The 16,071-nt window shown below is 32.1% G+C and carries 14 protein-coding genes; 8 read left to right on the forward strand and 6 right to left on the reverse strand.

Annotated elements, in window-relative coordinates:
- Position 1: 1 nt before the first annotated feature.
- From L1276_RS18005 to L1276_RS18025, 5 genes are all read left to right on the forward strand, one after another.
- The gene (locus tag L1276_RS18005) at positions 2-652 is read left to right on the forward strand and encodes a 4'-phosphopantetheinyl transferase superfamily protein (protein WP_253790270.1); all 651 of its coding nucleotides are present in this window, start codon (positions 2-4) and stop codon (positions 650-652) included.
- A 10-nt stretch (positions 653-662) separates the two neighbouring features.
- Entirely contained in the window at positions 663-2,603 is a 1,941-nt protein-coding gene (locus L1276_RS18010) for an alpha/beta fold hydrolase (protein ID WP_253790273.1), read from the forward strand.
- A 382-nt stretch (positions 2,604-2,985) separates the two neighbouring features.
- Positions 2,986-3,705, forward strand: a complete 720-nt coding sequence (locus L1276_RS18015; protein ID WP_253790275.1) for a hypothetical protein — start codon at positions 2,986-2,988, stop codon at positions 3,703-3,705.
- A 379-nt stretch (positions 3,706-4,084) separates the two neighbouring features.
- Entirely contained in the window at positions 4,085-4,261 is a 177-nt protein-coding gene (locus L1276_RS18020; RefSeq protein ID WP_253790278.1) for a DUF2141 domain-containing protein, read from the forward strand.
- A gap of 286 nt (positions 4,262-4,547) precedes the next feature.
- Positions 4,548-4,739, forward strand: a complete 192-nt coding sequence (locus tag L1276_RS18025) for a cold-shock protein (RefSeq protein ID WP_253790280.1) — start codon at positions 4,548-4,550, stop codon at positions 4,737-4,739.
- A 686-nt stretch (positions 4,740-5,425) separates the two neighbouring features.
- Here the strand turns inward: L1276_RS18025 and L1276_RS18030 are convergent.
- From L1276_RS18030 to L1276_RS18045, 4 genes are all read right to left on the reverse strand, one after another.
- Positions 5,426-5,659, reverse strand: coding sequence for a nuclear transport factor 2 family protein (locus L1276_RS18030; protein WP_253790282.1), 234 nt, complete (start codon positions 5,657-5,659; stop codon positions 5,426-5,428).
- Between the two features lie 27 nt (positions 5,660-5,686).
- Entirely contained in the window at positions 5,687-6,526 is an 840-nt protein-coding gene (locus L1276_RS18035; RefSeq protein ID WP_253790285.1) for an SDR family oxidoreductase, read from the reverse strand.
- Between the two features lie 86 nt (positions 6,527-6,612).
- Positions 6,613-7,512: an AraC family transcriptional regulator gene (locus L1276_RS18040; RefSeq protein WP_253790287.1), complete on the reverse strand. Its 900-nt coding sequence runs from the start codon at positions 7,510-7,512 to the stop codon at positions 6,613-6,615.
- A gap of 365 nt (positions 7,513-7,877) precedes the next feature.
- A complete protein-coding gene (locus L1276_RS18045; RefSeq protein WP_253790289.1) occupies positions 7,878-9,272 on the reverse strand; it encodes an alpha/beta fold hydrolase in 1,395 nt (464 codons plus the stop codon).
- A gap of 78 nt (positions 9,273-9,350) precedes the next feature.
- Between L1276_RS18045 and L1276_RS18050 the strand changes: the two genes are divergently transcribed.
- A complete protein-coding gene (locus tag L1276_RS18050; RefSeq protein WP_253790292.1) occupies positions 9,351-10,037 on the forward strand; it encodes a helix-turn-helix transcriptional regulator in 687 nt (228 codons plus the stop codon).
- Between the two features lie 149 nt (positions 10,038-10,186).
- On the opposite strand, the gene L1276_RS18055 is transcribed toward L1276_RS18050, so the two are convergent.
- Positions 10,187-10,564, reverse strand: coding sequence for a hypothetical protein (locus L1276_RS18055; protein WP_253790295.1), 378 nt, complete (start codon positions 10,562-10,564; stop codon positions 10,187-10,189).
- A gap of 55 nt (positions 10,565-10,619) precedes the next feature.
- Here L1276_RS18055 and L1276_RS18060 point away from each other — a divergent pair, with 55 nt between their 5' ends.
- On the forward strand, positions 10,620-12,122 hold the full coding sequence (locus tag L1276_RS18060) for a S41 family peptidase (protein ID WP_253790298.1): 1,503 nt from the start codon (positions 10,620-10,622) through the stop codon (positions 12,120-12,122).
- A 324-nt stretch (positions 12,123-12,446) separates the two neighbouring features.
- On the opposite strand, the gene L1276_RS18065 is transcribed toward L1276_RS18060, so the two are convergent.
- Positions 12,447-13,340 carry a bestrophin family protein gene (locus L1276_RS18065; protein WP_253790301.1) on the reverse strand — a complete coding sequence of 298 codons (894 nt, stop codon included), beginning with the start codon at positions 13,338-13,340 and terminating at the stop codon, positions 12,447-12,449.
- Positions 13,341-13,720: 380 nt separating this feature from the next.
- On the opposite strand from L1276_RS18065, the gene L1276_RS18070 reads away from it, so the two are divergent.
- Positions 13,721-16,060: a TonB-dependent receptor gene (locus L1276_RS18070; protein WP_253790303.1), complete on the forward strand. Its 2,340-nt coding sequence runs from the start codon at positions 13,721-13,723 to the stop codon at positions 16,058-16,060.
- Positions 16,061-16,071 lie beyond the last annotated feature (11 nt).

Consider the following 16,071-nt stretch of genomic DNA (forward strand, 5'->3'; position numbering starts at 1 on the left):
TTTGATTTACATCTATTATTCTTATCTGTCTAAAGAAAATCACGAAAGTTTGTTGAAAAATGATTTGCCAAAATTTCCAGTCGATTATCAAGAGAAAATTAAGCGATACCGAAGATGGCAAGATGCACAATTGTCACTTTTAGGACGAATCATATTGTTTAAGGGGATTGAAGAAATTTACAAACATAATCCTTACGATAAAGTGATAAAACACACAAAATATAGTAAGCCTTATTTTGATAATGATTTAATCCGCTTTAATATCTCACATTCAGGAGACATTGTTGTCTGTGCATTAAGTGATAAACATGAAATAGGAATCGATGTTGAAATTGTAACGGATATTGAAATAAATGAATTTGAAGAGCAAATGATTAAAAATGAATGGAATAGAATTGTTTTGTCGAATAATATAAAAGATTCTTTTTTTGATTATTGGACACAAAAAGAAGCCGTGATAAAGGCGCATGGCCACGGATTGTCAATTCCCCTAAAATCATTTGAAATTTTAGATAATACGACCAAAATCGATGAAGAAAAATACTATTTGAAGGAAATAAAAATAGATAAAAAATATAAATGTTACATCTCACTAAAAACGGATGTTACTGAAATATCAATAAAAAAATATAATATAAATCCAATAATTTAATTAAAACAAAATGAAAAACCTAAGGAGACTATTTTTGCTGCTATGTCTGTTGCCCACTTGTTTGTTTTCTCAAATAAATACTTTTAAATTAGAAAAAACAACCACTTTCTTTCCTCAAGAAGAAATTATTAATCAAGAGAATATAGAATGGAGGTACTTAAATGTTCCTGAAAACTGGGATAAGCCAACGGGTAAAACAATTAAAATTGCAGTCGCAATTTTGAAATGCACCTCAAAAAATATAGATTCAAATCCTGTTGTATATATAGAAGGAGGACCTGGAGCTGGAGGTATTGAAGGAATATGGAATTGGCTAAAACATCCATTAAGAATAAATAGTGATATAGTTTTAGTTGATGTTAGAGGAACTGGCAATTCTTTACCTAAATTTTGTCCTGACTTAGGAAAGCAATTCTTGGAAATACTATCAAAAAATCAGAACAGCACGCAAGATGAACAGCAAAAAGCTATTGCTGCATTAGCCTGTAAACAAGATTTGTTAAACAGAGAGATCGATATAAACTCTTATAATAGTAAATCAATTGCTAAAGATTTAAATGCTTTAAAAAGAGCTTTAAAATATGATAAATGGAATGTTTATGGTGTTTCTTATGGGACTTACACAGCTCAGGTTTATGCAAATGATTTTCCTCAAGATATTAAGTCATTAATTTTAGATTCTTCGATTTCAGATATTTCGATGTATTATAATCATAATACTGAAAATTATATGAATAGCCTTGAAAAAGTTTTTAGCGCCTGTGAAAATGATCCTAATTGTAATAAACAATACCCAAATTTAGAGAATGCCTATTATGAAACCATAGAAAAATTAGATAAGAAGCCTATTACAATTAAAGTTGATAAGAGAATCATTCCTAGCGGTGAGTTTACTTATAATACGGAAGATTTTAAAATTGCTATTCAACAATCCCTATATCAAAGAAAATTAATCGAAGTATTACCTTTATTAATCACCGAATTTAATAAAGGAAACAAAAGTACTTTGAGTTCACTTGTAGCTGCTTTTTCAGGGGCTCTAAGATTAGATTATGGAGCGTATTATTGTGTGAGCTGTAATGAGGCAATTCCATATAATTCGATTTCAGAATTTAATAAGGAGGCACTTAATTATAAAAAATTAAAAGGAGGATTATCTTTTTATAAATCAGACTTTTTAGTGTGTGATAAATGGAATTCAGGAGTTGATAAGTCGTCTAAGGTTTTAAATGATTTATCTAACCTGTCAACATTGGGAGTTCCAGTATTAGTATTTTCAGGAGTTTTTGATCCTATCACTCCGGCTTCAAACGGGAAAACTACTGTTGGGAAATTCAAAAATGGTTTTTTGGTAAATGCTCCAATCTCTGGTCATGCACCTAGTTTTTCGAAAATTGGATCTGAAATTTTAAATCAATTTATAAGTAATCCAGATCAGGATCCTGATGTGAAAGGATTTCAAACCAATAATAAAGTTCATTTTGTTACTGATGTAAAGGTTAATGGAGGAGTTTCGAATTTTGCCAATAGCCTAAATGAATTCAACCTATTATTTTTTGCACCATTCTTAATCGCCATTATTATCCTGTTAATTTCAATTTTCAATTTTTGCTATGTACTAATTAGAAATAGGAAAGATGCAGCTCAAAATAAAATCATGAAGTATTTAATTATATTAACTTCTATATTAGGCTTTATTGCAATTATTGGGTTTGTTTTGGCTATTAACAGTACTGCTCAAGACAACTTTTATATACTTGCTTTTGGGATTCCAAATCAATTTGATTATTTGTTTGTAATTCAATGGGCTTTTATAGTATTTACTATAATTTCAATAGTTTATTTTGCTCTAAGAATTAAGTCTATTTCCAATAAAAGCGTTATTGCCGCAATTTTATTCTCTTTACTCCTCATAGGTATTTATTTTCAATATTGGGGATTTTTGCTTTAAAAAGCAATTTGTTTTGGCAGTGTTTCAAAGTTAGGGATATTAGATTTCTAATGTATTCAAATAGAATAAATATGAATATTAAACAAAAAAGATGAGCATTAGCTCATCTTTTTTGTTTTAATTGCCTTAAATATTTTGAAGTCAAATTTAAGCAATTCTTTTTAATCAAAACATAGAATAAACACCCTTAACTTTTTGTGGCAAAAAAGGTATTCCTTCCACCTTGATAAAGGCAGAAAATTTGCATTATAATTTTATATTTTAATTTATTCTTTTTTAATTTGACGCAGGCGAGAAAATCTTTTTAAGTTTTAAAAAAAAATATCTTACCGATTACGCCTGAGTCATATTTTAATGATGTTTTTTAGCAATTAAGTAGTTGATGATTTATAACAAAGAAAATTTTCCAAAAATATCCTCCGAACGCAATCTAACAGTTACTGTAATAGTGTATATGCTGTTTGGGCTTTTGTTCATTGCAATACTAGCATTATTTATTGCGCTTCCGTTAAGTATTCAGTTGGAGCATAACAGTCGATTATCTACCGGTGAGATAATCTTTAATCTCCTATATTTCCCTTTACTGCTTTGGATTATTTGGAGAATTTTCAAAAATTACCAGTGGCAGAAGATTAAAAAAATCATTTTAATTTCAGTAGATAGGTACGGTCTGCATCACCATCAATTTGATGGTACAGTTCAAAGTATTTTATACAAAGAGCTTGAACGAAGTACAGAAGCTTATATAAGTGATATAGATAGAAAAATCGGAACAAAATATTCTTCAGGGTATATTTTTGGCTTTAGGTATGGTTTGCAGATTCCCATTCATTTTTCTAAACCAGAGAATGGAATGACGTATATCCCGAAAAACAAATATCATCTAATTGGACATTTTCTGCAGGGCGTTACTTTATTTTGCCCGAATTTAAGAATTTCTCAATCAGTTTATGCTGATTATTTTATAAATCCCGACACTTTTGAATTCAATAAAAAGGCACAGTTAATTACGTATTTAATGGTTCTTATATTCATGATTATTATTCTGTTAGCAATCGATTTATTTCTAAAATACTCTAAAGGCTTTTCGATATTGTTTTAAATACTGTTGATGTAAAAAAAGCGATTGAACAAATCAATCGCTTTTTAAAACACTAACAACTTGAAAATACTGTTTAGTATATTTTTTTCAGAATATTGATTTCTTTTAGACCCAGTCCCATTTCCTTCTGCAGCTTTTTCTTCAAAATTGAAGTTACTGTAAAGAACAAATGTTAAATTAAAAAAAAAGGAAAATAAGACTTTACGAAAAAGAATACTGCTCACTGGGGCATCTGGAACTGTTGGTTTAGAAACCTTGCAGCATCTGGTTGAGCATAAGGATTATGAAATAACGGTTTTTGATATAAAAACCCAAAAAACGGTCAAAAAACTGGCTCCCTTTCGATCTCGTGTAGAGATCATATACGGCGGCTGTTGCTGTGTATCAAGACGAAAATGATAACGTAAAATGTGACCGTAATATGATTGGATATCCGAGAGAAGGATTTGGATTTTCCAAAAATTATAAACCAAAACTCTCAGCGCCTGATTTTGAAGAGGTGAAAATTGCAGTTAATCAATATGCTAAAATCAGTATTGCATTGATTGGGAAATAGCAGATCGTTTGTCAATTCAATTCATTTAATATGCTGGTTTTTGTAAAACAATTAAGTGTGGACCTTTCATTGGAAATACAAAAAGCACCTTTGTTGGCAGTACATAAATAATTTAGATCAGATTAGCCAATCAGCAGTTTGATTTTTAATTATTTAAAAACTTACTATTCAATGGAAAATTCCAAAGGAGATGCTATCATAGATTAAATGATTTAGAAAATAAAAATCTCAATTTCAATAAGTTCTAATTAAATAAAGCTATCTTTGGGCAATTAAATATATTAAAATGCAAGAAGGTACAGTAAAATTTTTCAATGAAGAAAAAGGTTTCGGATTCATAACTCCTAATAATGGAGGAGCCGAAGTTTTTGTTCATGCTTCAGGTTTATCAGAAAACATTCGTCAAAATGATGAAGTAAGATATGACGTAGAAGAAGGCCGTAAAGGTCCAAACGCAGTAAACGTAGTTATAGCATAACATACTATCACAGTTAATTTAAAGGCACCTGCGCAGCAGGTGCCTTTATTATTTTCATTGGGTACAGTATTATTTGAATATATTATGATTAGAGCTTTTCCATTTTTGAACTGACTTCAAATTATAAAATTAGAAATCACAGCATACAAATAATGGGAATTTGTAATGAGTTAAATTGTCTAAATTTTGTAAACAAAGCACACTAAATTTTTTGTGATGAAAATGCTGGAAGGTCCATATCTATTTAGTTCAATTTATGACGCATGCAGGCCACTGATCAATATCTTTAAATTTATTAATGACATAGTTTGCAATACTCAGGTCTGTAGATATATTTCCGTTTGTAAAAGCGGCTGCTTTCATGCCGGCCCTGCTTCTTTTACCCTTTTGTGGGGAGAGCAGGATTTGAACCTTAAGCTTGAAACCCGCATATTTCCTGCATTCTATAAAAATACAAAAAGATTTTTCAAATAATTTTATTGTTACTTAGTATTACAGCTGTGAGATTATGGCCTTATCTGCAAATTATGCAAAAAACAAGTTAGAAGAATTTTAAAATTCTGCTTGCCAAACGCATTCCGTTTGAGGAAGCTTTAACAATATCAAGAAAAGTCAAGCTGGCGACGCTTCCATCTGCTAAAAGCCCAAGGCCTTTAGAGATTACTTTAAAATCGGATTCTGAATTTTTAGAAATATAAATGTGTGTGATGTGCCTTAGCATGTCCTTCTTGTTTAAAAATATGCTGAATTGCTTCAATTCCCGTTGCAGTTTCAAATCCAAAAATACTGCAGTCATAAAAACAGTCATCCATTAAAACTTCGGCATAGCGTTCTTGGTTATGGCTGTCCAGAATATGTCCCCACAACGCTAAAAGCTGATTAATTTCAACTATTTCTTCTACTGTCGGTTTGTTCTCCATTTTTTTTAGTATTATTTCGTTTATAATTTAGAAAGAAGTGGCGGTGCTGTACTCTTTCCAATTTTCTAGTTCGTTTGAAATGATTTTAACTTTGTCTACTGCGACCGCATGCGCATCCAATCCTAAAAATAGATGAAGAGGTGCAGTTATTTCTTGACTAGCATTTATAAGAACATCAGCTGCTTTTTCAGGATCATTCGGCTGTGTGCCTTCAATGTGGTTAACATGATATTGCTCAGACTGTCGGGCGGCTTTGTATTCGTGAATAGGATTTTTTGCAAGTGCTAGAGAATCTTTTGAAAAGAATTCAGTTCTAAAGTATCCGGGATATACCACTGTAGCTTTAATTCCAAATTCTTTTACTTCTTCAGCAAGGCCTTCAGTTAGACCTGCCACAGCAAATTTAGTTGCACTGTAAATTCCCCATCCAGGATAACTTCCATAAAAGCCCACGATTGAAGCAATATTGAAGATATGTCCTGATTGCTGTTTACGTAAATAAGGTGTTACGTTTCTAACGACATTTAATAAACCAAAAACATTTACGTCAAAACTGTATCTTGCTTCCTCATCGGTAAGTTCTTCTAATGTTCCAATCTGTCCAAAGCCAGCATTGTTTACCACTACATCGATTTGTCCAAAATGTGCTATACTTTTTTCAATGGCATTTTTCACACTATTGTCACTGATCAAATCTACTGCCAGTGGTAGAAAAGTATCAGATGCTTCACCAATCTGTAATTGCAAAGACGTGATGTTTCTGGATGTTGCGGCCACTCGGTAACCTTTGTGAAGTAATTTTTTTACAAGTGAAAGTCCAAGTCCTTTTGATGCGCCTGTAACCAGCCATACTTTATTTGTATTCATAATTTTAATTTGTTTTTATTATGAGTACAAAATTAGGATTGAGCATGCGGTTTAAATAATTAAATACAATCCATAACTTACTAAATTCAAATATTTCTAAATTTTACAGGACTAAGATTAATGTGTTTTTTAAAGAAGTTATTAAAATTAGTTACTTCTGCAAATCCAAGTGCATAAGCAATTTCAGAAACGTTCCAATTGGTCTGCTTCAAAAGAATTTTTGCTTCCTGCAGTATGCGTTCAATTATGATTTCAGAAGTTGTTTTCTGAGTGATTTCCTTAATAGCTTTGTTGAGATGATTGACGTGAACTGAAAGTTTTTCCGCAAAATCAGAAGGTGATCGGAGTATTAAACGCTGTCTGGCATCTTCAATCGGAAATTGTCTTTCCAGCAGTTCTAAAAAACGCACCGAAATACGTTTGGCTGCATTAGCGTCTTCTCGTGCCGCAGCAGTTACCGTCTGATTTTTAGTAGCATGATGAACTATTTCAAAAATATAATTTCTAAGGGCATCATACTTATGAATATATGTTGAACCAATTTCTTCGGTCATTTTAAGGAAAATGTTCCTGTAAATTTGTTCCTGTTCATCAGAGAGTTCAAAAACAGGCACCACATCAGGCATAAATACTTCATATTCTTGAAGCTTGCCATACTGATGAAAAAATGAGACAGTAAAAACACATAGAAATCCAGATGGTTTTCCATTAACAGGCAGCCAATTGTATGGAATGTGCGGATTAGCAAAGAGAAGTGCCTTTTTTTTGATTTCTACAACTTTGTCTCCATAATAGACATTACAAGGACCGATTATGAGGCTGATATTGTAATAATCTTTTCGGCCATATGGCATTGGACGGGCATGTTTTCCTGCAAAGTCATCCAGCCTGAAAATATTAAAATGACCAATTTCTTTTCTTATATTTTCTGGTATCCAATTAAATTTTGTTTTATAAAAATCTTCAATAGACTGTGTTTTTTCCATTTTTCAAAGATACTAAAATCAAATAATTTAAAATGTCTTTAGATATTACTCAGAGCAAAAAAATCTAGTAAATGTTAAACCATTTTCTAGATTAGACTGCATTATTTACCATTTAAAAAAACATGAAAACACTTTAAAGGAATGTAAACTTTATACCTTTTTATTTTAGTATTCGAATACTGTTGAGTTGTCGAACGCTAATTTAAAATTTATCTAATTCTTCCTTGTAAATACTTTTTTGTATTTGAATTATGATTTTTTTTTTAAACAATACATAAAAATAATCAAACTCATTTATTAATTGAGATATATGAAAAAAAGGCGCCAATTGTCTTCAATTGGTGCCTTTTAGGTGTAGAAACAATCTAATTATTAATTTTTTTACTATCATTTGGAGCTTCAGATCTATTGAACATTCCGTAATCTCGAATTACATTTGCAATTCGTAGGTGATAGTCTTTAAAAATAAATCCTCTGCCTTTTGATTGTGCTTTTCTGTGAATTTCAAGATTTCTCCATTCTTGAATTGCTTGTTCATTTTTCCAGAACGATAAAGACAATATTTTTTCGGGATTGTAAATACTTTGAAATCTTTCAATTGAGATAAAACCATTAATTTTTTCCAATTCAGGTTTTAACTTTAGTGCTATATCCAAGTATTCGAGTTTATGAGATGCATTGGGAATTACCTCAAAAATTACTGCAATACTACGATTATTGATTTCTTGATAGTTAACTCCCTGTCTTAAAAAAGAAAGAGTTTCATAGTATAAATCATTTCTGGATTTTTCTAAATGCAGAACATGAGTGCCTTTTTCAATAACAACATATTTTTTTGAAGGCGCATTTTCCAAAGCTGTAAACAAATTTTCGGCATCAGAATTATTTGGATATTGATCCCATTCTCCTCTTATAATTAATGTTTTTGATTTAATGTCTTTAGGATTAAAATAAGGTTTGTTGTGTACTAAATCTTCAACATCTTGTGAAGGCCCGGAAGGAAAGCGAATACTTTTGTTTTTGAATTTTGTTAGCAACGGATCCGTTTTTGCCCATATAGTTCCCCAGTTTTCAAAAATTTCAGGTGCTAACTGGCAGTTGTTACCATTTGGAGTCAAATTTTTCATTGCATTAATTCTTTCTTCCGGAGTCATTTCCTCATAAGAACCTTCAATATTTTCAATTGAAGAATTTCCATTTCTGCTTGTTATTGTGGCAAAGAGCACCAATTTTTCTACTTTATCAGGAAATTTTGCAGCAAACAATGCAGCTACTGTTCCTCCCCAGGAATGTCCAATTAAGTAGATTTTATTCTTACCTGTTTTTTTTAGAATCATTTCGACTGCTATTTCTACATCCAGACAAACGTCTGCGGCTCTACCTGCAACTTTAGCCTTTTTAGCGTTATTTTCCATTTCAGGGTAGCGGTCAGAATTTCCATAACCAAGAAAGTCCAATCCGTAAACATCGTAACCATTAGAAGATAAGTGGCTCATCCATGAAACATCATTCATTTTAAAATCAAATGAAAGTGCCGTTGGAAATGATGAACCATGAAGAAAAAGAATTGGATAATCATTAGAAATTACATTTGGCGCAGTATGATTAATCGCTATTTCTAAATTTGAAATGTGGCTTTGAGTTTTTAAAATTTCCATAGTATTGAAGTGTTTGAATTGAGACATGTCATCTTTGTTTTGCGAAAATAATTGACCAATAGTTAAAGAAGCTAAGAATAGAGTCAGCTTAATATTTTTCATTTTGAATAAGTTTTTGACAAATATAAAATCGTATTATCTTTAACACTTAATTCTATATTTAACAATGCTTGTACTATTATGAATAATGAAATAAGTGAAATCAGCACTTTAATAGGTAATCCGATGAGGTCCGTAATTTTGTGGACTTTACTGGACAATAGAGCTTACACGGCAATCGAACTATCTAATGTCGTAGAAACTTCAGCTCAAAATATTAGTATTCATTTGTCCAAGCTTGTAAATGCTGAACTTTTGAGTGTTGAAAGTCAGGGAAGACATAAATATTACAAAATAGCCAATCAAGAGGTGGCTGCAGTAATTGAAGGAATTGCCAATTTAATTCCTAAAGACAAGCACAGAAAGATTTTCAGCAGTGATTCTAATATTAAATACTGTAGAACCTGCTATGATCATTTGGCTGGAAAGATTGGGGTAGAAATTACTGAAAAATTGGTATCAGAAAATTATATTAAACTAGAAAATAAAACATTTGCAATTACTCCAAAAGGAGAAATCTTCTTCAAAGATTTTGGAATTAATCTTTTAGAATTGAAAAAGAAAAGAAGAGCCTTTGCAAAACCCTGCTTAGATTGGAGTGAAAGAAAACATCATCTTTCTGGCTCACTTGCGGCTGCTTTTTTAAATAAAATGTTCGAATTGGATTGGATTAGAAAAACAGCTAATTCCAGAGCAATAATGATAACCTCCAAAGGAGAAAAGGAATTGAAAGAAAAGCTAAGTTTAGATATACGAAAAGTTATTTAAAAATAAGTAAAGATTATAGTATAATAATAGGTTTTAGAAAAACTCGTTAACTTTTTGTGGCAGAAAAAGAATCCCTTTCCTATTGGAATTATTATTATTAAAGGTTCTCGAAACAAATTACACCCAACAGGTTCAATTAAACTTTTCAATTAGTCTGTGATTAATTTGAATTTTACAGGTTGAAAAAATACAGTTGAATTTTTCTCAAAATAAATTCCATTTTCTTTTTGGTCAAATTTTACTTTGTAGTTATGAATTAGGGTAGTTTGTGCAATCATATTTACCTGGTAAGTATCTCCAATTTTATTTACTTTGGATATATCCTGAATAATACCATTAATCACAACCGATTTAGGAACAGCAGTAGTGTCATTTAATTTAAAATTAACTATATATCCTCTTTCACTATTACTATTATAACTTTTATACGTTTGATTTTTAACTTCTAAAAGTTGTCTCGAACAGGAAAGAAAAAAAAGTCCGAAAGAAAACAATAAAAAGACGGCTTTAGGAATACTATTTTTCATAATTTTAGCGTTTTACACCCACAAATTTAACTTAAATTAAACGATTGAAAAAATAATGAAATTAAAATATATTGTTAAGACATTACTTGTAGGATTGGTTTTTACAGCTTGCAGCAAAGATTCTGATTCTGACACCAAGGAAGCCACAACTACCAAGCCGGACGAGATTAACAATTTTGTTTGGAAAGCTATGAATTCTTGGTACTACTGGCAGTCCGACGTTCCCAATTTGTCTGACAGTAAAATCACTTCTGCCGAAGTATATAACAATTTAATCAACGGAAAAACTCCCGATGCGCTTTTTTATTCACTCCTGTATCAAAGAGGAACTATTGATAGATTTTCCTGGATTGAAAACAGTAATGAGATAGTGCGTGTTTCAAAAATTGCAGAAGTCGAAAAAAAAGGTGGTTTTAATTACGCAATCTACCCTAAAGATGCATCCAATATAAATATGGTAGCCTTAATTAACTACATTGTACCTAATTCACCAGCAGCTTTGGCAGGATTGAAAAGAGGCGACGTTATTACAAAAATAAATGGAAGCCAGCTTACTTCAAGTAATTATGACCAGTTAGAAAACACACAACTCACAATTACTTTGGCAGCAAGTGTGCAATTTACAAGCAATAGTTTGGTAACCACAGATAAAACAGGAACTGTGACTGTAACCACAACAGAAATTGATGAAAACCCAGTTGCTTATTATGAAAAGAAAGTATATGGAACAAAGAATATTGGTTATCTGGTTTTTAATGGTTTCAAATCCGATTATAATGATGAGCTCAATTCGGCTTTCGCTAAAATGCAATCGGATGGAATTAACGAATTGGTTCTAGATTTAAGATACAATGGAGGCGGTTCGTTAGAAACGGCAGTGGCCCTGGCTCAAATGATTAATGGCAGTTTTACCAATAAACCCTATATTTATTTAGACTTCAATAATAAACACAATAATGAAGACGGCTTTGAAAATCTTTCTGAAAAAGTAAACATTTTTAACTTGGTTGATAACGAACCAACTTTTCAGAGAGAAGAAAGTATAAACAGCCTTGTTTTGACAAAAATATATGTGCTGGTAAGTTTTCAAACCGCTTCTGCCAGCGAGCTCACGATACAATGTCTGAAAAAATACATTAACGTAATCACAATAGGCGAAGAAACCGTTGGCAAATTTGTTGGATCAAACACACTATACGATTCTCCTGCTAGTGATTATACGTCCTATGCCAATCGAAGCACTAAACACAAATGGCAATTGCAGCCCATTACTTTTTCATATTACAATAAAGACAAAGACGCAAATCCATCGAAAATTACACCTGATTACGAAATCAATCCTTATAGTACTTTCTTAAATCTGGTGGAATTTGGAAATGTAAAAGATCCTTACTTGAATAAAGCTCTTGAATTAATTACAGGTCAGACTATGCGAACTGCAGCAAAAACCGACAATTCTTCTTTTTCATTAAAAATTGGTAATCTTGCTGCATTCAACCCTACAAATACTGCCAAAGGTTTATATATAGAGGATTTTAAAAGGTTGAAAAAACAATAAATAGCATCGAAACTAAATTTAGAAATTAAAACCATTAATCTTAACTAAGGTTATTTCAATTTAAATAAAATTTGTGTTTAAAGTATAAATCAGCACTTTTAATTTCAATAAAAGTGCTTTACTTTTTTCTAGGAATAAAACATTTTTTTTACTTCAGTTGAGCAACAAAGCTATAAGTGTTGAACCTTTATATCTGTTCTATTTATTGGTGTTATAATCCGGTTAAGTTATTGAACGCTAATTTTAAATTTATCTAATTTTCCATGTAAAAATGATTCAAACTCTTCTGACTGACTGCGTGAAGCCGAGATTGCTTTTAGATCTTTACGATAAATAAAATTTTTCTGGCTCATGGGGTTTAGGAATTTCTTTTTCTCTTAATAAGTCCTTAATGTTTATTTCAATAGTGCGTGCAATTGCTGTTACCGGCGTATCTGTAGGACGATTTCTAAAGGGATCCTGAAGATGGGTGGCAGATTTTTCTAAAAGGAAAAATGTGGTTGAAATTGTCAAAAGCAGCGGAATCTCAAAATAGCTTTCTATATCCCGCAGTGAAATTGAAAGCGTAACGATAAATATGTAGATAAAAAAATGCAGAAAAATACGATAAGTTATGGGGAAAACCGTACTCTTGATACGTTCAGCCATTCCCATGTAGTTTGAAAAATTTACTAAAGTATTATTTAGCTGAACGTGTGAGAAAATTTCAATTGATTTCTTTGCTTTCAGTTCAGTTATTTGAAGTGCATTAAGCTGTAATAATGCTAAAGGTTTGTTGCTCTGTCTTTCAATTTCTTTTATTTCTTGAAAAGTTATAAAGTCCTTCAAATTTTCAATTGGATCTATTCCGCGCAGGGTCTGTCCCAAACAATAACACCATGCAATATGTCTAAATGCAATTTCTCTAATTTGATTCTGGTCCTCTTTGGCTACAAATGATTGCAGCTGCAGTACAAAGCTGCGGCTGTCATTTACTATGCTTCCCCATATTTTTCTGGCTTCCCACCAGCGGTCGTAGGATTGATTAAGTTTGAACGAGAGGATTACTGAAATGGCTGTTCCTATAAAAGCAGGGATTGTAATTGGCATCATAGGAATGATGTTCTTAAACTGCGATGTTAGAAAATGTACTAAAAATCCAATTACTACGACAAAGAAAACTTCATATTTGACTTTGCTAAAAAGATAAGAAACAGGAATTTTAGTATTGATGAGCATACAGATACAGGATTTAAAATTAAAATCAAAAGTAACAATCCAAAATAATTCTTAAGTAATACTATTTGAAATAATTGTTATATAATTTTAAGAATATAATTATTTCCAGATTTTTTTTAGTAACTGAACATTCTAAATATGGCTTTCTATCAAACAGAAAAATCACTATGTTTTGTATATATATTAATAAGTTTTTAGAGCTGTGAAAAGATAATATTGGAATTATAATCTAAAATTAGAAAGTGTATAATGAGATTATACACCATTTCTAAATGGATTTCATAATTAGCCTTTGAAAATAAATTACTTGATTTTTTTATCTATTATTTAGAATAAATAAAAATAATTATATTTTTGCAAAAAATTAACAGCCAATAAGAATGAAAAAATTAGTATTAAGTTATCTGCTTTGCTTAGTTAGCAGTATTATGTTTTCGCAGACATCCAGTGTTGCGGGAAAAGTAAATACAGAACACAATAATTCTGAATCTATACAAATAAAAATTAAAGAAAACGGGGCGTCTACAAATGCGGACAGCCGAGGTGAATATGTTATTAAAAATCTGTCTGCGGGCAAAGTAACTTTGGTTATAACTGCTTTAGGTTTCGAAACCCAGGAAATAGCAGTAGAACTTAAAGAAAATGAAATTACTGCTGTTCCGGACATTGTTTTAGCAGAAACGACAAACCAGCTTCAATCCGTGGAAGTTACGGGAAGAAAGAAATCATCTTATAAAAATGATAATACTTTTTCTGCAACAAAATTAGAAATGAGGGTTATAGATATTCCCCAGAGTATATCTTTTGTAACCAAGGAGCTTATTCAGGACCAGCAGGCGCTGCGCTTAAAAGATGTAGGGAAAAACGTTGCAGGTGTAAATGAATTCAGTACCTATGATGATATTACGATCAGAGGTTTCAGGAATAATGACAGCAACGGAAGGCTGATCAACGGGCTTCGCGGCGTAAATAGTTTCTGGACAAGTCCGCTGCTTGTAAATATTGAAAGGGTTGAATATATTAAAGGACCTGCATCTGCCGTTTTTGGAAACTCAAGTCCAGGCGGAACCATCAATATGATAACCAAAAAGCCTTTGGATGAAGCAAGACAGGCTATTCAGTTTACAACTGGAAGCTTCAATACTTTTAGGACTTCTGCCGATTTTACGGGACCTGTAAATGATGATAAAACGCTTTTGTACAGATTGAATTTAGGATATGAAAATGCAGATACCTACAGGGATCAGATCAGCAATAAATCTATTGTAATAGCGCCTTCCATTTCGTTCATTCCCAAAGAGGGTACACGTTTCAACGCCGATTTAGTCTATACTAATCTAAACACGAAATTAGACAGAGGAAGAACTATAGTGCAGGGAACCACGGATCTTTTTGCGACTCCCATTGGTTTTAATATCGCGCAGCCCAATGATTATCTGAAAAGTAAAACCTTAGCCTTGACATTATCATTCAGCCAGGCAATTAATGAGTATTTGACTTTTAATGCTTCTTATTTAAAAGTAAGATATGATGAAGAATTAAACGAGCACGGGTTTAACGGTTATATTACTCCCACAATGATTGCAATGTATTTTAACGACCGTAAAACCATTCAGCAGGGAAATAATCTTTCGACTTACTTTTCTTCAAAATTTAAAACAGGCGATCTGGAACATCAGGCGCTGGCAGGGTATGATTTTATCAACGGAGAGATTGATCAGTACCAAAGAGATGCGGAGAATGAATCCGGGAATGTGAGCAATTTTGATTTATTGAATCCAACGTATCTCATCAGACCAATTGAAACCTATGTTTTTACTTCGTCTGCCAATGAGATAAGCAAATATTACACTAACGGATTTTATGTTCAGGACTTAATCAAATATAAAAAAATTCAATTACTGTTAAGCCTAAGACAAGAATTCTACACTTTTCCTGAAAATGCTTCGGCAGGAATTACAGATGGAAAAAAGACAGAAAAAGCTTTGCTTCCAAAAGTGGGGCTTACTTATAGCATTGCTGATAATATCAATGTTTACGGAACTTATGCCACAGGATTTGAAGCTCAGAATGCTTCGATTTTTGGCAATGCAAATTCAGGCGGTCCATTTGACCCAATGACCAGTAATTTATTAGAAGCAGGTTCAAAGGGAGAGTTTTTTAACAAAAGGCTTTTTGTTGGGACAGCTGTTTACCAGATTACAAAAAATAATATATTGGTTAGTGCCAACGATGCTTCAAACCCAGATCTTCTGGAGCAGAGAGGGCAGGAGCGTGCGAGAGGTTTTGAGATTGAAGCGGCTGGAAGAATTGATAACAACTGGAGCGTGAATTTAAGTTATGCATACAACGACGCAGTAATTACAAAATCGACAAAAGATGACGTAAACAATCAGGTGGGGCTTACCAAAGAGAATGCTCCAAAACATATCAGCGGAAGCTGGATAAAATACAGCTTTACAGAAGGAAAAATTAAAGGATTAGGTCTGGCTTTAGGACACAGCCAGGTTTCTAAAAGAGAGACATTTGTCCGCACGCTGCAGCTTCCTTCTTATGTAGTCTTTAATGCAGCAGCCTATTATAAAGTGGACCGTTTTACAATTGGTGTTAATTTTAATAATATTTTTGATAAAAAATATTTAGTGGGCGGCTACAATTATCAGAGAAACTTTACCGGCGCGCCAAGTAATTTCCTTGTAAATGTTGGTTATACCTTCTAGTTTTTATAATA

Source organism: Flavobacterium sp. HSC-32F16, from assembly GCF_024171645.1.
Taxonomy (GTDB): domain Bacteria; phylum Bacteroidota; class Bacteroidia; order Flavobacteriales; family Flavobacteriaceae; genus Flavobacterium.